Origin of the sequence: Paraburkholderia elongata (genome assembly GCF_013177735.1) — a bacterium.
Lineage (GTDB): Bacteria > Pseudomonadota > Gammaproteobacteria > Burkholderiales > Burkholderiaceae > Paraburkholderia > Paraburkholderia elongata.
This window is the reverse complement of sequence record NZ_WOEZ01000018.1, coordinates 143,489-164,960: the sequence shown is the minus strand read 5'-3', so window position 1 is coordinate 164,960 and position 21,472 is coordinate 143,489. Positions and strand designations below refer to the sequence as shown.

The window sequence follows — 21,472 nt, the reverse complement described above, 5'->3', positions numbered from 1 at the left end:
CCTGGATCTGTTTCGGTTTGGAAGAGCACGATTCGTTGCGCAAGCGGTGGAGAGCGCACCTGCGTGGGATTGGACGGCATCCCCTGTCAGGGCGACTCTCCTCTTCGCCTAACTCACACGTGGGCAATCTGCAGGCCGCCGAAATTCTGGATGGTGGGAATTTCGACCTTCGTGTACGTGTCAGTCTGGGTGACCGGTGCCACCACGATGCCCGGGCTGGCGAAGCCGCCGCCAAAAGCAGCGTTGAGGTTTCCGACGTTGTAGTTGCTGCCGCCGCGTACAGCGGAAAGAGCCTTGGCAGACAGTTCTTCGGTGTGGGCGAGGTCTTTGATGGTCAGTGAGGTCATGGTAAATCTCCTGGGAGTTGCTTCGGTTTGGATGGAAGAGCACTATTCGTCGCGCTCACAGGTACATTTGCATAGGGTGTGCCAACCTCAATCCATGAGCCGGGAAAAATAACCTAACCACATGAAAACAAAGACAAATAAATATCAACCATGAGCTTTTAAAAGGCTGGTTAAGGGACCGGATGGAAAAAGATGTCTTGCTATGGCAAACACATTTCCCGGTGACTGTTTGCTTTGACAGAACAGCCCTGCTCTACGTAAATGTCAGCTGACATGACTGCCGTTCCCGCGCGCGGATCACATCGCTTCAGACCACGATTGGTTCCCTGCCCAACGGCGCGTGATCAGACGGCACGGTGGCTCGGCCGGGCGGCACCCCGGCCGCGCCCATAGACTTTCCTACAAAGCATCGCACTAACGTGCAAGACGCATAAATCTCGCCGCGGTACTTTCGTACCGTACCTGGCTCCGGCGCCCGCGACTGCCTCCGCGCCCCGCCGGCACGCCGCTCCCTTTCCGTGACTCGCTCACTGTTCCTGAACCTGACAAAGTCATGATCGAATTAGGCCGCTTTCAGATCGATCTGGAGATGCGCACCCTGCAGCAGAACGGCAAAACCGTTCAACTCGGGTCCCGCGCCTTCGACATCCTTGCCGTCGTGGCTTCCGCCAATGGCCGTCTCGTCACGAAAGACGAACTGATGAACACCGTCTGGCCGGACACCGTCGTCGAAGAAAACAACATCCAGGTCCATCTATCCGCGCTGCGCAAAGTACTCGGTCCGGACCGGGACCTGATTCTCACCGTGCCCGGGCGCGGGTATCAGCTTCGCCAGCGCCGGAAAGACGCGCTGCCCGACGAAACCGGAGTACGGGCATCCGGCGGACGGGCATCCGACGTACGGGCACCCGGCTCGCAGGCATCCGGCGCTCGCCGTCTCCCACAGCCTAAATCCGGACTGTTGGGGCGTGGCCTCGCGATCAGGCAAATCCGCGCGATGCTAGAACAGACGCATGTGTTGACGCTGGTGGGCGCCGGCGGCATAGGCAAAACGAGTGTCGCTGTCGAAGCAGCGCACCATAGCTCGTCGGACTTCGCGGAGCCCGTCTGTTTTGTCGAACTGGCCGCGTTGACCACCGGGGAAGCCGTGCTCCGCGCCATCGTCGAGAGCTGCGGGTTGTCCGTGCCCGGTCCGCAAGTCGATGTCGAGCAGGTGGCGGCGGCCCTGGCCCGGCGGCACAGACTGCTCCTACTCGACAACGCGGAGCATGTGATCGGTATCGTGGCGCACATCGTCGAGGCACTGGTTGCCGGCAACGACGCGCTCCGGGTGCTCGTCACGAGCAGAGAACCGCTCCATATCATGCCCGAGACAGTGTTTCGGGTTGAACCGCTGGAGGCGCCGCCGCCTCATTCAACCGATGCGGACATTCTGCGGTGTTCGGCGGTGAATCTGTTTCTGCTACACGCCAATTCATTGCAAGGAAAAGTGGGCAGCGACAGCGCGGAAATCCAGCTCGTCGGCGAGATTTGCCGGCGGCTCGACGGTATTCCGCTGGCGATCGAGCTCGCGGCGGCTCGCGTCGTTGCGCTCGGTGTAGAAGGCGTGTATCGCCGGCTGGACGATCGCATGGCGATTCTGTCGGGCGGTTACCGGACTGCGCTGCCGCGCCATCAAACCCTGCGCGCGACGTTCGATTGGAGCTTCGCGATACTCGACCACAACGCCCGGTCGCTATTCCGGCGTCTCGCGGTATTCGGCGGCGCCTTTACTTTCGAGGCAATGTGCGCGGTCGTATGCGACGAGGCGTACACGATGGCGAACGCGATCGGCAGCATTGGCGAGCTGGTCGCGAAATCGCTTGTCAGCGTTGAGTTCGACGGTCCGGTGGCGAAATATCGCCTGTCCGAATCGACCCGTGTTTACGCGATGGCGAAGCTCCAGGCGGAAGGCGAGCAGGAGGACATCACCGCGCGGCATGCGCGCTACCTTCCGGCTACGCGGCGCTCGGCAGCGTGAACACGAAGACCGTCCCGCGGGGGTAGCCGGGACCTGCGGTCAACGTCCCGCCGTGCGCTTCAATGATGGATTTGCAGATGGCGAGTCCCATGCCCATGCCGCGTGCTTTTGTCGTAAAGAAGGCGTCGAAAATGCTGGACCGGATCTCTTCACTGATCCCGCTGCCGTTGTCCTGCACGGACACAACCACCGAATCCCGATCGCTGGTCGTGTCCGTGCAGGAAGTGACGCTCAGCAAGCGCTGCTTCGCGTCGAGATGACTCATCGCATCCGCGGCGTTCATGACGAGGTTGAACAGAACCTGCTGCAACTGCACCCGGTCGGCCATCACGGAGCGGCCAGCCGCCAGATCCAGCCGCACCGCCAGACCCCGTTGCTCGACTTCAGCGGCCGCGAGCTCGAACACTTCACGAACCACACCGTCGACCAAGGTGGGAACGAAACTCGGTTTGGTTTCCTTCGCCAGAGACTGCAACGCCCTGATGATGTTGCCGGCTCGTTTGCCGTCTTTCACGATATCGCGCAAGCCGCCCAGCGCTTCCGGAATGTCCGGCACCGGACGGTTGAGCCAGCGTACCCCCGCGCTCGCATTCGACACGATCGACGCCAGCGGCTGATTGATTTCGTGCGCGATGGAAGCAGCAAGCTCGCCCATCGTGGTCGCCCGCGACGCTTTCGCCAGTTCGATCTTGGCGTTCTGCAACGCCAGTTCGGTCGTGTGCCGATCCGTGACATCCGTGACGACGCCGACAAAGTTGCTGACGCCGGATGGCTCGCCAAGCACCTCGAGATATTTGACTACTCCGTCCGGCGTCACGATCCGGAACTTCTGCCGGAATGGCGTGCGATTGTGTGCGGCCCGTGTGACAGCCTCCTGGTAGACGCTGACGTCTTCCGGATGAATCCGTTCGAGGACCGCCTGGGTGCCCGGGCTCCCCGCCTCCATCGCAAGTCCAAACACGTTGTAAAGCTCTTTCGACCAGTAGCGCTCGCCCGTCAACGTGTTCCAGATATAGCTTCCCGAACGACTGATCCGTTGCCCGAGGGCGAGCGCCTCTTCACTCATGCGCAATGCCATTTCCGTTTCCTGGCGCCGCTTGTTTTCTTCCACGAGTTCGGCATACAGGCGCGCTGTTTCAAGTGAAATAGCGGCTTGCGAGGCCAGCATTTCCAGCACCGACGTGCGGCTCGCCGTGAACACGCCCGCGGTCAGATTGTTCTCCAGATAGAGCACGCCAACGGCGTTACCCTGTTTGACCAGCGGCAAACAGCACACGGAACGAACGGAACGGTTCGAAAAGGAAACGTCGAACGAGAACCGCGGATCGGATTGCGCGTCTTCCACCACGACCGGCTTGCGTGTGCGCAATGCCGTGTACAACACCGAAGCCGGTACATCCTCACGCATCACCTTGTCTTCACCCAGCGTCACCTGAACGCCGCCTGGCTCGTCCCGACCAATCGCCTCGACAACCGGGACATTGCCCTTTAACAGGATCAGCATCCCGCTTTGCGCACCGGCGTGAACCATGGCGAGCGTGACGAGTGTCCGGATGAGTTTGTCGAGCACGATCTCCTCGGACAATGCTTGCGACGATTTCAATGCGGACACTAGGTCGAACTGCTGCTGCGCATCGGGGATTTCGACCGAAGGCCGCGATGCCACCGGCCGTTCGAGCGAGAGCTGGGCAGGACGTTGGGCGCGTTCGAGCTGCCCGACTTTGGCCAGTGCACCCCAACGGGTATAACTGTCGATCGCGCGACGGCTGTGATGGCGTGCCGCACTGAACAGGCCGTTCACCTCGGAGCATACGGATGCGAGTTCGTGAGCCAGCGCATTGCCGTGATTGAAGCCGCTATCCGCTGCCGCCTCGGCGGCCTGCTCGTACAACGACAGAGCCGCGAGCGGCGAGCCGCTGAGTCGCGCCACTTCGGCCTCGACTAACAGGAGCTTGTCCCTGAACGTGGCCGGATTGAGCTGCGCCCAGTTCCGCAGCTTCGCCAGATGCGGCTCGATACTCGCCACCGTGGCGGCCGCGTCTTCCTCGCCGTCGTGCACCTTCGCGAGAGTCAGCGCCGTGTAGAAGTGATAGTCCAGCAGATGAATGTGCGCGGGGGTCGCCCATCTCAGCTCGCCGGCAACGGCCAGGCAATACCGTGCGTTCCGATGGTCCCCGTGAAAATAACAGGAAACGCCTTTTAGCAACCAGATCCAGAAGCGCAGTGTCGCCATCTGGGTATCGAGCAAGTCGGCGTCGAAGCTCATTCTGCCGTAGACCACGACGCCGAAGTTGCCCGGCAGCCCGGGACCGCCCATCAAACTGTGGACGAAGCGCTTCTGCAATTCGAGGATAGCTTCGACGTCCTTGAAACGCACACGTCTTGCGAATGACAATCCAAGGTCGATTTCCCTGTCGACCTGCTCCAGCGGCGCCCCAAGAATCAGCAGGTCCGACACGATGTGATTGCACGCGTAGCAGCTCATCGTCAGATCGCCGCTCGGGCCAGCCGACTCGAATGCGGCGCGTGCGCATTCCAGTACGTACGAAAGAGGTTGGGTCCAGACAGCGACCTGATCGAGCGCAACCAGCGTACTGGTGGCCACCGAGTGATAGCCGCGCTCCTCAACCAGCGTTCGCGCCAGACGGGCGAATTCGAACCCTTCTGCGTATCGGCCGAAAAATTCCGCGACGTACACGCCGAACCACGCGAGGCAATGCGCCGAGGCCGCCGTGATACCGTGGTCGATGGTCAACTGCACCATATGGCACAGGTTTAGAAAGCCAAGCCTTTCGTTCACGAACGATGCAGGCGCGTAGACACTCACCAGCAGATTCATCTCTGATTCGATCGCCGCATTGCGCAAAGGCGGCAGATCGGCGATCGAGGCAAGGGTTCGCGTTCCAAGCGATTGAATGAGCCGGCTGTAAGCGGCCTCGACATCCGCGGCGTCCGGACAGCGCGGCAGGACCGTACCGAACAGCTTGATACCTTCGAGGGCAGTATCGATGGCGGCTTCATAGTCCGACAGATGCTGCTGCATGTCGACTTTCAGCTTATACACCGACGCTCGCGCAATGACCGACAGGTTCTGGTTCAGCAGCTTTTCGATCTGAGTGCCGGCGGCCTCGAAATTCGCATCCAGAATGTGGCATTGCACCCGCAGAATGCCGATCTCGTAGCCGAGCGATTGGGAATAGTCTTCCCCACTGGCGTCGAGAAGCTTCTGCCCGACGTCCAGGTAGTTCAGCGCGGACTGAATGGCAATCGCTTCTTTGGCGTGACGCGCAGCCTGCAGACAGATTCTGCTGAAGACAGTCGTCTCGTGCGCGTCCAGTTCGCACAATGCCTCGGCTGCCTGTGCGCGTTCGATATGGTGAGCAATGTCGAACGCCGGCCTCTGCACGTCGCGCACGTCGAAGTCTTCCAGCAGGATGCGCGCGATACGGGCATGTTCGGCACCGCGATCCTCTTCGGCGATCAGCGCATACGCCGCCTCCTGGACCCGGTCGTGCGCAAAGGCGAATCCCGTCCGGTCCGACACGATCAGACCCGCCTCCACCGCGGGATGCAGGCGGCGCTCCAGTTCCAAGCCGCCGGCAAGATCGATCCGCACCAGGGTCGCCCTGTCGAGCCGCCTCCCCATCGACGCAAGCAGCCTGAGGACCGCCTGCGCCTCTGCAGGCAGTCTCGACAGGCGCGCAACCATCAGGTCGACGACGTTATCGGACGACTCGTATTCGCTAATACGATCGATATCCCATATCCAGCGACCGGCCATGCCGTCGTAGCAGATCAACTGGTTGTCGGCCAGCGCAAGCAGCAGTTGTTTGACGAAAAAAGGATTGCCGCCCGTCTTCTCGTGAACGACCGCAGCCAACGGATAGACGTGCGCGGAACCGCAATGCAGCGCGTCAGCCAGCAAGGCCGTGACATTTCCGGTATCGAGCGGCGCCACGTCGATCGTGGAGATGCGTGCGCTTCTGCTCGGCAACGCATTCAGGAAAGCCTTGAACCTAGGTGACCGGTCGACTTCATTGACGCGATACGCGCAGATCAGCAGCACATGCCGGTCCTCGACCGTCGTCAGGAAACTGGCGATGAAATTCAACGTGGCATCGTCGAACCAGTGAACATCGTCGAAAAAAAGGATCAGCGGGTGCGCTCTGGTCGCGAAGACGGATAGCAGCCGCGTGATCAGCGCCTGGAAACGAAGCTGCGCTTCCACCGGCGGCAGATCCGACACGTCCTGCTGCACGCCGAGCACCAGCTCCAGTTCGGGGATATAACTGACGAGGAGTTTGCCTTGCAGCCCGACAGCATCGCGCAGCACGTCCCGCCAGCCGTCCAGCTCGCTATCGCTTTCGCCCAGAATGCGCTGGAACAGCGAGCGTATCGCCTGCATCAGAGGCGCGTACGGCGCGTTCTGGCCATACTGCTCGAGCTTTCCCGAGGTGAACAGCGCAGGTGTCTGTGCGGTCGCGCGGTGCACGCTGCGCACGAGTTCGGATTTGCCCGCGCCCGAGTATCCGGACACGAAGATCAGTTCCGCCATGCCCTGCCGCGCGTTGCGTTCGAACGCGTCGAGCAGCGCATTGTATTCATGCGCGCGGCCAAACAGACGATGCGTGACGGCGAGGTTTCTGACGTTGTCCTCCGCGGCCGGCTCGAATGGAACGATATGCTGCATCTCGTTCCAGTCCGCCAGACAGCGGCGTAAATCGGCCTCGAGACTCGAGGCGCTTTGATAACGTTCCGCGGGGTTTTTGGCCAGCAGTTTCAGGACGATCGAGCCCAGCACAGCGGGAAAAGATCGGCGGTGTTGCCGCGGGTCGGCGGGCTGGCGCGCCACGTGGTTATAAACCCATTCGACCGCATCCGCCGCCTCGAAAGGCAATTGGCCGGTGAGCAGTTCATATAAGGTCACGCCGAGCGAATAGAGATCGCTTCGCTCATCGGCATGCCCTTCCGCCCGCCGGGCCTGCTCCGGCGACATATAGGCCAGCGTGCCGTACAAGGTGTCCGGTGATTCGGTCAGCGGATCGCCGACGACGTTAAAAGCGTCACGAAAGCCCAGTAACCGGATCGTGCCGTCACTGCATTCCAGCAGATTGGACGGCTTGAGGTCGCGATGCAGGACACCGCGCGCGTGCGCGAGACGCAGAGCGTGCGCGGCGCCGACCGCGATTCGCAGGAAACGGCTGACCGCGATCATCCCGTCGGCAGGTGGCAGAATCAGCGTGCCGCCGTTGTCTTCGTATACGAGCACGGGACCCCGCAACAGTCGCACGAGTGCGACCGGCCGCACGGCCCATGTCGAATCGAGCTTGTCGGCCGGCGCGAATTCTTGCTGCAAGCGCCGCAATACCGCTTCCGAGGGCAGATCGGTCGGCACCGCGATCAGCCAAGACTGCGCGACGTCCTGCGACCTCGCGCGATAACGCACGATGTTTCCGTCAACCAGTAAGGCCTCGAGCGCAAGCCGGTCGAACCACTCCTGGTCAAAACGCACAGTGACACCGGAGTCCGCCGACGATCCGCGAACGCCCTCGATGAATGCCCCTGTGCTCAATTCATTTCTCCCGTCCGGACAGCCCTACGCGGCTGCCGCCGTCAGTTGCCTCAGGTACGCATGGATCTGACCGACCACAGCGGCGCCGTCGCCCACGGCCGCGGCTACCCGTTTCGCGGACTCCGAACGCACGTCGCCGACCGCAAACATGCCCGGTATGCTGGTTTCGAGCGGATATCGTTCGCCTGCTTCAGACAGCCCATCCTCACTGCGGGCGAAACCCGTGACCACAAACCCTCTGTTGTCGAGCTCCACGCCGCTCGAACTAAGCCAATCGGTCTTCGGGTCCGCGCCGACGAAGAGAAACAGATGACGCGTCGCGACGACTTCCTCCACATCCTCGTCTTCATGCCGGATATGAAGGTGCGTGAGTCCGGCTTCGTCGCCATCAAGCGAACGCAGCGTGCAGCGCGCACACAGCGTGACGTTAGGCAAGGAGCCGATCCGGTCGATCAGGTATTTCGACATGCTGGCCTCAAGGTCCTTGCCACGAATCAGCACGCGGACGCTGCGCGCGAAATTGGCGAGAAACACGATCGCCTGGCCGGCGGAGTTGCCCCCGCCCATCAACACGATGTCCTGTCCCTTCACCAGCTTCGCTTCGATCGTCGACGCCCAGTAGTACGTGCCGCGTCCATCGAAGCGATCGAAGCCGTCCACCGTCGGCCTCCGATAGGCGGCGCCGCTCGCGACCACGACCGTGCGGGCGCCGATGCGCTGCCCGTCGAGCAGCGACAGCAGAAAGATGCCTCCATGACGGCTTACATCCGTGACCTTGCCGGGAATCGCCAGATGCGCGCCGAACTTCAGCGCCTGCTGGAACGCCCGCGCGGCGAGCGCCTGGCCCGAAATACCGGTAGGAAAGCCCAGATAATTCTCGATCCGCGAGCTGGCGCCGGCCCGGCCGCCCGGCGCACGCTGATCGAATACGGCAACCGACAGGCCTTCCGTGGCCGCATACACAGACGCCGCCAGCCCGGCAGGCCCGGCGCCGACGATCGCGACGTCATAGACGTGCGATTGCTCGAAGGTCGGCACGAGTCCAAGGCACGATGCGAGCTGGACCTCGTCCGGCGCGCGCAGCACGTTGCCGTTCGGGCAGAAGACGAGCGGAAAGTCGTCGGGGCCGGTGGTCATGCCGCCCAGCAGCGTGATCGCCTCGGGATCGCTACGCGCGTCGATCACCGTCGCGGGGTACGCATTGCGGCGCAGAAAACTTTGCAGCCCCATCAGCTTCGAGCAGTCGCCATCACCCACGATGATCGGCCCGAGCCCCTGCTCGATCAGTCCAAGCCGCCGCAGAATGAGCGCGCGCATGATGTGTTCGCCAAGTTGCGCATCGGCCACGATCAACGCACGCAGCTTTTCCGGCTCGATCACGAGTGTCTCGACGTCCGTCAGCGCGACGCCGTCGATCAATGCCGGTTTGCCGGAGAGTTGCGCCATCTCGGCCATGAAGTGTCCGTCTTCATGTTCCGTGACGAGCGTCGAGCGGCCGAAACTGTCGCGCGAATAGATCTTCACGCGCCCACGCAGCAACACGAACAGGCCGAGTGCAACGTGCCCCGTTTCGAAGATCAGTTCGCCGGCCTTGAACGACATCGGTCGGGCGAAACGCCGCAAACTTTGAATCTCCGCCGCCGAAAGACGGGGAAACATCTGGTGCTGACGGTACTCCAGAGAGGAATTCGGTGTCGCGAGTTCCGACTTCATCGTAGCGTCGGCGTCGGTGGATAAATCTGGAGTGCTCATAATATGACCTCATCTGGCATGGTTTGCAGATAGCGCTTCTACCAGCCGAATTTGAGTTCCGCGCCTATGTAATCGGCATTGCGGGCGCCCAATTCGCGCAGCGACGGTCCGACCTGGAAATGCACGGCCTCGAGCGCCGCGGCTAGGTTCGCGGTGACCGCCCAGTCGGCGCGAAGTTGCGTATAGAACCCGGTCCAGCGGCGGCCGTGTCCCGCCGTGCCCGGCACGACCACCGCGCCTTGCTGGTAGACCGCGTCGGCGGTGGTCTCGCGCCATTGCAGCCCCACGCCGGCCAGCAGTGTCAGCTTGCTGTTCGGTTTAACGACGAGCGACGGCTTGACGTGCACCAGGTTCGAGTAGCCGGTATAGCCGGCCAGCGCGAAGTAGTACCCGTTCGGGAACAGCGGATTGAACGTGCCGACGCGGCCGTCGCCCGGATGGTTGTCGCCCGATGCGGCGTCGATCTGAATGCCGATGCGAGGTGTCCATGGCACGGCTGTCAGCGTGTAGCCGGCAAGCGAGCCCACCGCCCACGCGCCGATCGTATTGCTGCCGACATGCCCCGACTGGTACATCCCTTCGACGTCCCAGTCGATATGGTTGACGTTGCCGGAATAGCGCGCATCGAATACGTCGCGATGTTCGTCGCCGACCGCGTCGAGAAAGTGCGCGTTGCTGCGGTTGTAGCGGGAGTAATACGCGGACAGATCGCCCGGGCCCACGCGCTTGCGCTCCACGCGCACACCGCTGAACGTCAGATCGCGATTGGAAACGTCGTCGAAATCCGAATTGTCGCGATACTGAACCGGCTGCGTCGCATAGGCGATCCAGCGCCATGGACCGGTTTCATAGTCGGCCCATAGCGCGTCAAATGCCTGACGCACGTTCGGGCCGTCGCGAACCGAGACGAAGCGCTGCAAGTCGAACGCCATTTCCTGCCGCCCGACGCGGAACTTGAAGGTACCGGGCCCAAGCGGCTCGGTGATCGCGACAAACGCCTGGCGCAGATCCAGCGGATTTTTGTCGACCGGCGTGACGTTGTCCTTGCCGTAGGGGCGCGCGTCTTCGAATTGCGTGAAGATCTGCACATGGGGCCCAAGCCGGATGTCCGCGTGAACGTCCAGACGTTGCAGCAGATACGTGTCGTCATGCCCCGATCCGAGACCGAACAGCGGCGCGTCGTTCACCTCCAGGCGCTCGCGAAGCACCACGCCGAGCGAGATGTACGCGTCGGGATTGCCGAACAGCGGAATGTACTTCAGCGAATCGAGCGGCCGTTTCGGCACGCAAGGATTGGCCAATACCCCCCAGTTTTCCTGCCAGCGGTTGAACATGATTGCAGGCCGCGCACACGACGCACTCACGGGAGCCGAAGCGACTGCGGTGTTAGCCGCGGAGGTATCGTCAGCCCCGCCGAGCGCAGTGTCTGCCGCTGAGGCCGGCAGCGCGGCCGCGAGACCCGTGCTGAACAGCAAGGCAAGGGTGGCGCGCCGGGCGGAAAAGCGCGGCGCGCACCTGCGTGCTTTCAGTGACCTCAACGGCTTCATGACGTTTGCGTCACTTGCCATCGTGCACTTCAGCAATGTACCGGCCCGGGAATTCGAGTATGGCGGTCGTACCTGTTGCGCTGTGGTACGGCGGGTAGAGCACCTTCGCGCCGGCCGCTTGTGCGCGCTCGACCGTCTGGGCGACATCGTCCACGCCATAACCGGTCGTCTCAGTCCCGAACGGGACCGGCAGCTTGCCGTCCGTGACGAACACGACCATATGGCCGAAGCCCGAGTTGATGCGGACCACACGGATCGTCTCGCCCGGCCGGCCGATCACGCCGGCGTCCGCGCGCGGGTTGTCCGACAGCACCTTGCCGTGCGAGAAGCGCAGCCATCGGCGAACGAAGTTGTCCGCTTCGTAGCGCGACACGTACACGCGGTTGTCCGGCACGCTCTGCAACGGCGCATAATTCGGCGCCTTGGTGTGCCAATAGAGCTGCATCGTCACGCCGCCCGGCCATTGAATGATCGCGTCCTTGCCGATTGGATCGTCGAACGTATCGACGACGATGTCGGCACCGGCCGCACGCGCGGCTTTCACAGCCTTATCGATATCGGTGACCAGATACCCGGTTCGCTCATTGCCGAACGGATACGGAATCGCCGTTTCGAAGCCGAACACCGAGAGCATGCCGACCGGCGTTTGCACATACTGTGACGCGGTCTTGCTCGGCGTGGGCGTCACCGTGAAAACCGCACGTTGAGAGGCCTTGCCGCCGAACGTAGTAAGAAAGCTGTTGACGAACGCGTCGAGATCGGCGGAAGCGACATACACGTGGGTGGTGCTGTACTGCGCGCCCACCGATACGTCGGGGTATCTCGCGGCGACTGCGGCTTTTCCGTTCGACACCTCCGGCAGCCCGGCATCGGCGAACGCGGATGCAACAGGTGTCAATCCAATCAGTATCGCTGCGCAAAGAGACGCGAGTGAGCTGAGCCGATGAAACGACTTGAACATTTAGTTACCCAAAGTTGTTAGCAATGTTTGAATGGTCTGCCTCCGATCGAGGCGGTATCCCGTCAGCCGCCCTGCTTCGTCGCGCCCGGCGCCACCGTCTTTTGCGCTTCAGCGCCCTTCACCGGCCCAGCGACCTGAACCGTCGTCGTCTGCGCAAAAAACTGCGCTTTGACAACCGGGATGGCGTGCTCGCCCAACACCATGCCGAGCAATCCGGCTAACGCAATCAGCGGCGGCGCCGGCGACTGCACCTTGAGTAGCCAATAGAGGAGCCCAATGCCGAAGCCGACTCCGAGAGAAATGATGTAGCCCATGCTATTCGTCCTTTCCTGAAACCCTTGTTAATTCGGCCAGTCCGATCCCAGCACCAGGCCGCAGAAATTCAAGCGGCGATAGTTCGGGTCACACCGGTCCAGTACGTCGGCATTCACCGTTCCGAACGTCGTCTCCGGCCGATGTTCCATGCCACGCGCATAGGCTTCGATGATCTTCTTCTTGAAGCCTGATTCGCGCGGATAAGCCTGCACGATTTCATCGCACTGCTGTGTGGTGAATGCGTCGTGGCGGGCGCCCCGAACATCCATCTGCACGCCGGCGCTGAGCAGCGCGACCAGCGGCGACATATGCTCCGGAATGCCCGGTGTCGTGTGCAACGCGATCGCCGCCCATACTTCGTCGATCAAGCGGTCGGCGACGACGTGCTGCCGCAGAAATTCGCGCGCGGCATTCGCGCTGTCCACCTCGAACCGGTACGGCGACCGGTGATACTTCACGTTCAGCCCGACGTTGTGAAACATCGCAGCGACATAAAGCAACTCGGCGTCGAACGTCAGGTTCTCGCGGTATCCGGTCAGCGCACCGAACAGAAATGCTCTTAGCGAATGGTGAAAGATCAACTCCGACTCCGTGCCCCGGATCTGATCGGTCGCCGCCTGAGCCATTAAACCGTCGAGAATATCAATGCCGGCAATGGTTCTCTTCATGTCAACTCCTCCGTGTCGCCCCTGCCCCCGGTGTGTCTCTACACGCATGCCGGACCGGTACCACAACCAGGCGACGTCCAGGACCGTTCGGCGTCCAAGGAGCTCCTGTACATGGCAGCGTATCGAATTAAATCCATAAAGACTTTGGCAAATTCTTAAAAACACTTAATCGACGCGGTGCGCCTACCCATTCACTCAAACCGTCAATTCATGGAAGCGCCGCACGCCTTCGCGAATCCATTGCAGCAAGCCGCCAGAGGTCTGATCCCCATGGGTCGGCGATGCAAGCATCATCTCCTCGGTTGCATGGTGTTCCGACAGCAAGCGGCACATTTCCTTCACCACCTCCGGACGCCGCGCGAGAACAGGCGTCAACGCGCTCTTGTCCAGCCGGAACACGGTGACGCGGGTCAGCGCACGCACGACGATAGCGGTCCGGACGCCGGCGAGCACGCCCGACTGGCCGATCGAATCACCCGGCGCAAGTCTTCGCAGTTCGACCTCGCTGCCGTCCTTCGACACGATCGCTCTCGCGACGCCCTGCGCCAGAATATGAAGCTCGTGCCCGCTCACATCCGCTGCGTCATAAATAATGTCGGCGGCATCGAACTCGTGCTTCGTCAGGTGCGCTGCCAGTTCCGATATCTCGTCATCTTCCAGCGTCTGGAAGATCAGCACGTTGCGCAGCAAGCGATGTTTCTCGTCCGCACCGTCGACAGCCGGCTCGGGCACCGACAGCGGCCGCAATACGACTCCACGCGAGAGCAGATGGCGGTGCGCGAGATCGAACAGGTCATTGCGCACGTCGATCTTTTTGCTCAAGGCGTCGACATAGCAGACGATCTCGTACTCGATCGCGTCGTTCGTGGCGCGGCGCACGCTGACGAGCGGCTTGGGATCAATCAGCACGTCTCCGGAACTGGCGGCGGCATTGGCGAGCGCCTCAAGTACGAGCGCCGGCCGGATCGACGGCTTGACCGGCAGCACGATGCTGATGCCATGCGTATGCGAGGGCTCATTGGCGTTGACGATATTGGTACGCGCCGCCACGCTGTTCGGAATCACGACGATATTGCCCTGACCGTTCAGCAGGCTCGTCGCACGCCAATTGCTTTCAACCACCTTGCCTTCCACGTCGCCGATCGTCACCCAGTCGCCGATTTGAAAAGGCTGCGTTGCGTTCAGGACGACGCCTGAAAACACATCGTTGAGCGTGCTCTGGATCGCGAGGCCGAGTACGACCGCGAGCGCGCCGGACGTGGCGAGCAGCCCTTTCACCGGCAGCTGCAGCACGAACGCGATCGCCCCCACCGCGGCGGCCATAAACACCAGCGCACCGAGCACGTCCTGAAACAGACGCTCCCTGTGCCACGTCTCGGGCAACACCACGCGATCGAGCAGGATGATCACGAGGCGCGCACCCTGCAGCCACCACACCACCTCCAGCACCTGCGCAAGCAGATGGCGCAGCGGCTCATCCGGCCAGGGCGCCGCGCGTAGCGGATACATCCCCGAACGGAACAGCACGTAGGTCGACAGACCGAACATGAGCGCACGAAAGGCGAGGCGCACCTGGTCGCTCTTGCGGTCCATGAAGCGCCAGGCGAGGAAATCGAGGACCAGAATGCCGAGGCCAAACAGCACACCGTCGGTCAGGGTCGGCATCATGGTCCTCGCTCGCGTGGTGGCACGAACCCGTGCCTATCAGAATGCGAAACAGCTACATCCCAATGCGCCCCAGAAACCGTTCGAGTCGCTGACCGGTACGTTTTTACGCCACGCCCACCCGTGGGCGTGGGCATGCACACCGCACAGATTCACGCAGCCATCCACGCACGCCACCGCAGTCGGCTTGTAACGGCTGTAGCCGCCGAATTCCGCCACCGGCGACCACGACGGGCTGACCGGCAGATCAGGGGGGCCAAGCGGCGCGAATTCGTCGTCGGCGTACACGACCTTGCCGCCCACCACTGTCATTGCGGAGGTGAGGAACTTGATGCGGCTTTCGTCGACGGTAAAGTAGTCTTCGCTGAGTACCGCGAAGTCCGCGAACTGGCCGGGCACCAGCGCGCCTTTGCGGTCGTCCTCATTTGAGAACCATGCGCTGCCTACCGTGTAGCGGCGCAACGCTTCCATCCGGTCCAGACGGTTCTCGCTGGAATACATCGCCGTGCCACCGACTGTCTTGCCCGACACCATCCAGTACAGCGAAACGAACGGGTTGAAACTCGCGACGCGCGTAGCGTCCGTCCCCGCGCCAACGGGCAATCCGGCATCGAGCATGTGGCGAATCGGCGGGGTGCGCTTCACTGCCTCTTCACCATATCGCTGGATGAAGTACTCGCCCTGAAAGGCCATCCGATGCTGGATCGCGATGCCGCCGCCAAGCGCGCGCACCCGCTCGATGTTCTTCTGCGTGATGGTCTCGCAATGGTCGAAGAACCAGCGCAACCCGTTGAACGGGATCTGGGCGTTCACGCGTTCGAATACGTTCAGGAAACGCTCGATCGATTCGTTGTACGTGGCGTGAAGCCGGAACGGCCAGCGGTTCGCCACCAGCAGTTTGACTACGGCTTCCAGTTCGTCTTCCAGCGTATCCGGCAGGTCCGGGCGCGGCTCGAGAAAATCTTCGAAGTCCGCTGCCGAGAACACCAGCATTTCACCGGCGCCATTCACGCGCAGGAAATCGTCGCCTTCGCCGGGCTTCGTCATCTTCACCCACTTCGCGAAGTCTTCGATTTCCTTCTTGGCGTTTTGCGTGAACAGGTTGTACGCGATACGCACGGTCAGCTCGTTGTGCTTCGCGAGATCCATGATGACCGCGTAGTCATCCGGATAAGCCTGGTAACCGCCGCCCGCGTCGATCGCGCTTGTCACGCCGAGGCGATTCAGTTCGCGCATGAAGTGCAACGTGGAATTGCGCTGATCTTCCGGTGCGAGCTTCGGCCCTTTGGCGAGCGTCGCGTACAGAATGCCGGCGTTCGGCCGCGCGATCAGCATGCCGGTCGGGTTGCCGCGCTTATCGCGCTGGATCTCGCCGCCGGGCGGATTAGGCGTGTCTTTGGTGTAACCGACCGCGCGCAGCGCCGCTGCGTTCAGGAGCGCGCTGTCATACAGATGCAAAATGAACACCGGCGTATCCGGCGCAATCGCATTGACTTCTTCGAGCGTCGGTCCACGCCGCTCGGCAAACTGGAATTCATTCCATCCGCCCACCACGCGCACCCATTGCGGCGCGGGCGTGCGCGCCACCTGCTTCTTCAGCATGTCGAGCGCGTCCGCGAGCGACGGCACACCGTCCCAACGCAACTCCATGTTGAAGTTCAGCCCGCCTCGAATGACGTGCAGGTGGGAATCGTTCAGACCGGGGATGACCGTGCGCCCCTTGAGGTCAATCTGCCGAGTGTTGTCGTTCACGTGCCGCATCACGGCGTCGCGCGATCCCGAAGCAATAATGCGGCCGTTCGCGACGGCGAGCGCATCGGCGAAAGAGCGTTTGTCGTCCTGGGTGGCGATCTTGCCGTTGAAGAAGACAACTTCGGCCGGCGTCGGCGCGGAAGTATTGGAATTCATGGTGATCCTCATAGGGAGCGCTCCGCGCTCAAGATGCGGAGCTTTTCCGGGGAAGCGGGCGCTCGCAGCGATTGCTTCCATGAAGCATTCAGAAACAGGCTGCAGCCGGCATGCGGAATTCAGGACACCGATGCACTGCCCTCGAATTCCGCCGGACGACGTAATGCGACTGTTTACTTCTTTGCAGGCACCGCTGCCAGAACCTCGTGCGGCCCCGACGTGCGCTGGGGAGCCTTGTGCACCATGGTGTAGGCATAGTCCACGCCCATCCCGTACGCACCCGAATGCTCTCTGGCAATCGCCATGACTGCGTCGTAAGTCTCTCTGTGCGCCCAATCGCGTTGCCATTCGAGCAGCACCTGTTGCCAGGTCATCGGAATCACGCCGGCCTGAATCATGCGCTGCATCGCGTAGTCATGCGCATCCTTCGACGTGCCACCCGACGCGTCGGCGACCATATAGATTTCGTAGTCACCTTCGGCCATGGCGCATAGCGCAAACGTGTTGTTGCAAACCTCGGTCCACAGACCTGCCACCACGACCTTCTTTCGGCCGTTTGCAGCCAGCGAGTCACGAACCTTCTGGTCATCCCACGAATTCATGGACGAGCGTTCGAGCACTTTGTGCTCCGGAAACACGTCCAGCAACTCAGGGTACGTGTATCCCGAGAAACTTTCGGATTCCACTGTCGTAATAGTGGTAGGAATGTTGAACGTCCGCGCTGCCTTCGCGAGTCCCACTACGTTGTTCTTAAGGACCTGACGGTCGATGGACTGGACCCCAAAGGCCATTTGCGGCTGGTGGTCGATGAAGATGATCTGCGAGTTTGCAGGTGTCAGAACTTCAAGTTTCGGATTTGCCATGGCTTTGTACATCCTAAAGGTTTGGTGAACATGGGAGGACATGCCGCACTTGCCTGAAGTGCGAGAAAAACTGAAACCAAGTCTATCCACAGCTGTTCGCCGAGTCCTTGGCAAAGCCCTTAATAGTTCTTAAATAAAAATGACGGCCGGAGAGTCGCGGCAGATCGCGACTGATCGCGACGCGGTCCATCTCGATGGCGGCTCAGAACATTTCATATTTTCTGCAGGACTTTATGTGCGCTGCGTTCCTACACTTCAATCAATCCGCGTGGGCGCGTCGCCGTTCAGCCTTCGGGTGAGGTGCGAAGCCGCGCTTCGAGAAACTGAACGAGCGAGCGCACTTTGCTGGAGTGACGACGATTGGGCAGATAGGCGGCATAGACGACTGCATCGTCTCGATGAGGGCTCGCATCGAAATTCTGGAGGAGGCGCATCAGGCGTCCCGCGCGAATCTCGGCGCCGACCAGCCATTCGGGCAGCAAGGCAATACCGCGTCCCGCCATCACCGCCTCAAGCAGGATGTCGAGACTGTTCGACAACAGATGGCCGCGCACCTCGACGCGCTGTTCGGCACGCTGTTCGACACCCTCCTGGCGGAAGGTCCAGACCTGGCGGCTGCGGTAGCCGCCGCCGTACGCGACACGAAGGCACTCGTGTGCTTCGAGCGCTTGCGGTGTCTCAGGCGTGCCGCAGCGTTCGAGGTAGTCGTGGCTTGCCACGACGTAGCGCAGGTTACTCGCCAACTTTCTGACGATCAGGTTGGCGTCACGATCGGGCGAGCCGATCCGGATCGCGACGTCGATCCGGTCGAGCGCGAGATCGGCAAAGTGATCGGCCACGACGACGTCGAGGAACACGCGCGGATTGTCAGAAAGGAATGCCGCGAGGTGCGGCGCGAGCCGCAAGCGACTGTAGGTGGACGGCACCGAAATTCTGAGCGAGCCGACCGGCGACGCACCGCTGTCGAAGACGCTCTCGTCCGCCTCGGCCAGATCGTCGAGCACCTTGCCGACCTGCTCGACGTACGCAATGCCGGCGTCCGTGAGGCTGACCTTTCTCGGTGTGCGGGTCAGCAGCGCGGTACCCAGGGAGGCCTCCAGCGAGTCCATCAGACGCGTGACCGACGAGGTCGCCACCCCGAGACGTTGCGCGGCCTTTGAAAAGCCGCCGGCGTCAGCCACTTCCAGCAACGTATTCAAGGCGAGGAATTTGTCCATGGTCGGCCTCATCGACGATTTGGTTGCGAGCAGCGCAACGCGGGCTTGCATTTTAGACCCATTCTATAAATTCAACGCAACGCATAAGCTGCATCCGTTACCTAGTGAGGGGTGCAACATGCAAGCCATTCAGGTCGAGGTCAACCACGACTTCATTTGTACGCGGCGCTCTGCCGGGCAAAGGAGCGCAGCATGAAATCACTTCAGAAACCCCGCGCGGTCGTGATCGGCGGTTCGCTCGGCGGATTGCTCTCGGCCACCACGTTGCGGGCGGCCGGCTGGCAGGTCGACGTGTTCGAAACATCGCCGAACCAGCTGGAAAGCCGCGGTGGGGGCATCGTGCTTCAGCCGGATGTGCTGGATGCGCTCCACTTTGCCGGCGTCGCGTTGCCGGATCCGCCTGGCGTGGCGTCAGGCGAGCGCATCTATCTGGACCGCGAAGACAACCGCGTCGAACAACTGTACATGCCGCAAATGCAGACGTCGTGGAGCCTGCTGTACCGCGCCATGAAAAATGCGCTGCCTGCAGCGGCCATGCACGCAGGCGAGACCTTTGTCGACTTCCACATGGAAGGCGAGCAGATCGTCGCGCAGTTCGAGAGCGGCCGCAGCGAGCAGGCGGATTTGCTGATCGGCGCAGACGGCATCCGTTCCACCCTCAGGCGGCGCCTGCTGCCCGAGGTCCTGCCGGTCTACGCGGGCTACGTGGCGTGGCGCGGACTCGTCGAGGAACCCGATCTGCCACGGCATGCGGCGGACATGCTGCGTGACCGGTTTACTTTTCAGCAAGGCGACGGGCACTCGGCGCTCGCCTATCTGATTCCGGGCGACGGCGATTCGACCGCAGTCGGGACGCGGCGCTGGAACTGGGTGTGGTACCGCAAATACAGCCGCGAAAAACTCGACGAGCTGCTGGTCGACCGTCACGGCGTTGCGCGCGCGTTCTCCTTGCCGCCGGGCGCGGCCAAAAGCGCGGACATTGCGCAGTTGCGGGACGACGCACACGCGTTGCTCGCGCCGACGTTTCGAGCACTCGCCGATGCGACCGATGATCCGTTCATGCAGCCGATCGTCGATCTGCGCTCGCCGAAGATGGTGTTCGGCCGGGCCGTATTGCTCGGCGACGCCGCATCGGTTCCGCGTCCACACACGGCGGGCAGCACCGCGAAGGCCGCGGCCAATGCCCATGCTTTGGCGCTTGCGTTGTCATCGACATGGCAAAGCGGCACAACGATCGATTCAGCCCTCAAGCGTTGGGAAAACCAGCAGTTGCAACGCGGCAGGCTGATGACCGATCTGGGCATTTCGCTCGGCGACCGGGTGATGAACATCGCCCGCTGAGTCCGCATTTTCCGTTTTTTCATTTCAGGGAGTTGTCATGTCGATCCAGGCATCCACCACGGCGGGCGGCACAAGCCACGTCAAGCTCACCAGCGGTCTGATCGCGCTGTTTGCATTCTGCTGCGGCGCGATCGTCGCGAACCTGTACTACGCGCAACCGATCACCGAACTGATCGCACCGGACATTCACATGTCCGGCAATACAGCCAGCACGATCGTTTCACTCACGCAAATCGGCTACGCATTCGGCCTGTTCTTTCTGGTGCCGCTCGGCGACCTGCTGGAGAACCGCAAGCTGATGATCACCACCGCGCTGGTGTCGATCGTGAGTCTCGGCGCCGCGGCTTTCGCTCATCAACCCGGCTGGTTCCTCGCGATCTCGCTGCTGGTGGGATTCAGCTCCGTGGCCGTGCAGATTCTGATCCCGCTCGCCGCGCATCTCGCGCCGGACGAGTCGCGCGGCAAGGTGGTCGGCACCATCATGAGCGGCTTGCTGCTCGGCATTCTGCTGTCGCGTCCGATCTCCAGCGTGGTGGCCGAGCACTTCGGCTGGCGCGCGGTGTTCGGTTCGGCAGCAGTGCTGATGGCGATCGTCACCACCGTGCTCGCGCTGACTATTCCGCCGCGCCAACCGGACCACAAGGCCACCTACTTCGAACTGATCGGCTCGCTCGCTCACCTGGTTCGCACCATGCCGGTTCTGCGTCACCGCTCGTTATATCAGGGGCTGATGTTCGCTTCGTTCAGTCTCTTCTGGACCGCGATCCCGGTCGAGTTGACGCGGCATTTCGGACTCTCGCAAACCGCCATCGGCATCTTCGCGCTGGTCGGTGCGATCGGCGCAACCTCGGCGCCGGTAGCCGGACGTCTGGCCGATGGTGGGCACACAGTGCGCGCGACGCTTATCGCGCTCGTGGTGGGCGCGCTCGCTTACTTGCCGGCGTTGATCCATCCGGCGTGGGGCGTGTTCGGACTTGTCGTGACTGGCATCGTCCTCGATTTCGCCGTGCAGATGAACATGGTGCTCGGCCAACGCGAAATCTATGCGTTGCATGCGGCGAGCAGAAACCGCCTGAACGCGCTGTATATGACCAGCATCTTCGTCGGCGGTGCTTTCGGTTCGGCGCTCGCCAGCCCGCTCTATGAACACGGCGGCTGGCCGCTGGTCGCCGGCGCCGCCACGGCCTTCCCGCTCGTTGCACTGGCGCACTACCTCGCGATCGGCCGTCCGCACGCCGCTCGCATCGCTTGACTGCAACTTCACTCTGGTACGCGGACGGCGCGCTGTCCGCGCGT

The 21,472-nt window shown here is 62.0% G+C and carries 14 protein-coding genes; 3 read left to right on the top strand and 11 right to left on the bottom strand.

The window, feature by feature from the left end; genetic code table 11:
- Positions 1-113: 113 nt before the first annotated feature.
- A complete protein-coding gene (locus GNZ13_RS03615) occupies positions 114-347 on the bottom strand; it encodes a hypothetical protein (RefSeq protein ID WP_172160548.1) in 234 nt (77 codons plus the stop codon).
- Between the two features lie 553 nt (positions 348-900).
- Here GNZ13_RS03615 and GNZ13_RS03610 point away from each other — a divergent pair.
- Positions 901-2,367 carry a winged helix-turn-helix domain-containing protein gene (locus tag GNZ13_RS03610; protein ID WP_172160546.1) on the top strand — a complete coding sequence of 489 codons (1,467 nt, stop codon included), beginning with the start codon at positions 901-903 and terminating at the stop codon, positions 2,365-2,367.
- Here GNZ13_RS03610 and GNZ13_RS03605 read toward each other — a convergent pair.
- The 10 genes from GNZ13_RS03605 to GNZ13_RS03560 form a co-directional block, all read right to left on the bottom strand.
- Positions 2,345-7,939: an ATP-binding sensor histidine kinase gene (locus tag GNZ13_RS03605; RefSeq protein ID WP_172160544.1), complete on the bottom strand. Its 5,595-nt coding sequence runs from the start codon at positions 7,937-7,939 to the stop codon at positions 2,345-2,347. The genes GNZ13_RS03610 and GNZ13_RS03605 overlap by 23 nt on opposite strands.
- 24 nt (positions 7,940-7,963) lie before the next feature.
- Positions 7,964-9,691, bottom strand: a complete 1,728-nt coding sequence (locus tag GNZ13_RS03600) for an FAD-dependent oxidoreductase (RefSeq protein WP_172160542.1) — start codon at positions 9,689-9,691, stop codon at positions 7,964-7,966.
- A 38-nt stretch (positions 9,692-9,729) separates the two neighbouring features.
- Positions 9,730-11,259: an alginate export family protein gene (locus GNZ13_RS03595; protein WP_172160540.1), complete on the bottom strand. Its 1,530-nt coding sequence runs from the start codon at positions 11,257-11,259 to the stop codon at positions 9,730-9,732.
- On the bottom strand, positions 11,249-12,199 hold the full coding sequence (locus GNZ13_RS03590; protein ID WP_172160538.1) for a VOC family protein: 951 nt from the start codon (positions 12,197-12,199) through the stop codon (positions 11,249-11,251). Before GNZ13_RS03590 ends, GNZ13_RS03595 begins: the two co-directional genes overlap by 11 nt.
- A gap of 62 nt (positions 12,200-12,261) precedes the next feature.
- The gene (locus tag GNZ13_RS03585; RefSeq protein ID WP_172160536.1) at positions 12,262-12,513 is read right to left on the bottom strand and encodes a DUF1427 family protein; all 252 of its coding nucleotides are present in this window, start codon (positions 12,511-12,513) and stop codon (positions 12,262-12,264) included.
- Positions 12,514-12,540: 27 nt separating this feature from the next.
- The gene (locus GNZ13_RS03580) at positions 12,541-13,182 is read right to left on the bottom strand and encodes an HD domain-containing protein (RefSeq protein ID WP_172160534.1); all 642 of its coding nucleotides are present in this window, start codon (positions 13,180-13,182) and stop codon (positions 12,541-12,543) included.
- 195 nt (positions 13,183-13,377) lie between these two features.
- Positions 13,378-14,847, bottom strand: a complete 1,470-nt coding sequence (locus tag GNZ13_RS03575) for a mechanosensitive ion channel domain-containing protein (RefSeq protein ID WP_172160580.1) — start codon at positions 14,845-14,847, stop codon at positions 13,378-13,380.
- A 39-nt stretch (positions 14,848-14,886) separates the two neighbouring features.
- Positions 14,887-16,755, bottom strand: a complete 1,869-nt coding sequence (locus GNZ13_RS03570; protein ID WP_172160532.1) for an amidohydrolase — start codon at positions 16,753-16,755, stop codon at positions 14,887-14,889.
- A gap of 173 nt (positions 16,756-16,928) precedes the next feature.
- Positions 16,929-17,618, bottom strand: coding sequence for a hydrolase (locus GNZ13_RS03565; protein ID WP_172160530.1), 690 nt, complete (start codon positions 17,616-17,618; stop codon positions 16,929-16,931).
- Between the two features lie 284 nt (positions 17,619-17,902).
- On the bottom strand, positions 17,903-18,835 hold the full coding sequence (locus GNZ13_RS03560; RefSeq protein WP_172160528.1) for a LysR family transcriptional regulator: 933 nt from the start codon (positions 18,833-18,835) through the stop codon (positions 17,903-17,905).
- 192 nt (positions 18,836-19,027) lie between these two features.
- On the opposite strand from GNZ13_RS03560, the gene GNZ13_RS03555 reads away from it, so the two are divergent.
- Positions 19,028-20,176, top strand: a complete 1,149-nt coding sequence (locus GNZ13_RS03555; RefSeq protein ID WP_172160526.1) for an FAD binding domain-containing protein — start codon at positions 19,028-19,030, stop codon at positions 20,174-20,176.
- Positions 20,177-20,213: 37 nt separating this feature from the next.
- A complete protein-coding gene (locus tag GNZ13_RS03550) occupies positions 20,214-21,428 on the top strand; it encodes an MFS transporter (protein ID WP_172160524.1) in 1,215 nt (404 codons plus the stop codon).
- The last annotated feature ends 44 nt before the right edge of the window (positions 21,429-21,472 follow it).

Bases quoted from the DNA above. Each gene is read 5' to 3' on its own strand.
- GNZ13_RS03615 (WP_172160548.1), bottom strand. From the start codon at position 347: ATGACCTCACTGACCATCAAAGACCTCGCCCACACCGAAGAACTGTCT.
- GNZ13_RS03610 (WP_172160546.1), top strand. From the start codon at position 901: ATGATCGAATTAGGCCGCTTTCAGATCGATCTGGAGATGCGCACCCTG.
- GNZ13_RS03600 (WP_172160542.1), bottom strand. From the start codon at position 9,691: ATGAGCACTCCAGATTTATCCACCGACGCCGACGCTACGATGAAGTCG.
- GNZ13_RS03595 (WP_172160540.1), bottom strand. From the start codon at position 11,259: ATGGCAAGTGACGCAAACGTCATGAAGCCGTTGAGGTCACTGAAAGCA.
- GNZ13_RS03590 (WP_172160538.1), bottom strand. From the start codon at position 12,199: ATGTTCAAGTCGTTTCATCGGCTCAGCTCACTCGCGTCTCTTTGCGCA.
- GNZ13_RS03585 (WP_172160536.1), bottom strand. From the start codon at position 12,513: ATGGGCTACATCATTTCTCTCGGAGTCGGCTTCGGCATTGGGCTCCTC.
- GNZ13_RS03580 (WP_172160534.1), bottom strand. From the start codon at position 13,182: ATGAAGAGAACCATTGCCGGCATTGATATTCTCGACGGTTTAATGGCT.
- GNZ13_RS03575 (WP_172160580.1), bottom strand. From the start codon at position 14,847: ATGCCGACCCTGACCGACGGTGTGCTGTTTGGCCTCGGCATTCTGGTC.
- GNZ13_RS03570 (WP_172160532.1), bottom strand. From the start codon at position 16,755: ATGAATTCCAATACTTCCGCGCCGACGCCGGCCGAAGTTGTCTTCTTC.
- GNZ13_RS03565 (WP_172160530.1), bottom strand. From the start codon at position 17,618: ATGGCAAATCCGAAACTTGAAGTTCTGACACCTGCAAACTCGCAGATC.
- GNZ13_RS03560 (WP_172160528.1), bottom strand. From the start codon at position 18,835: ATGGACAAATTCCTCGCCTTGAATACGTTGCTGGAAGTGGCTGACGCC.
- GNZ13_RS03555 (WP_172160526.1), top strand. From the start codon at position 19,028: ATGAAATCACTTCAGAAACCCCGCGCGGTCGTGATCGGCGGTTCGCTC.
- GNZ13_RS03550 (WP_172160524.1), top strand. From the start codon at position 20,214: ATGTCGATCCAGGCATCCACCACGGCGGGCGGCACAAGCCACGTCAAG.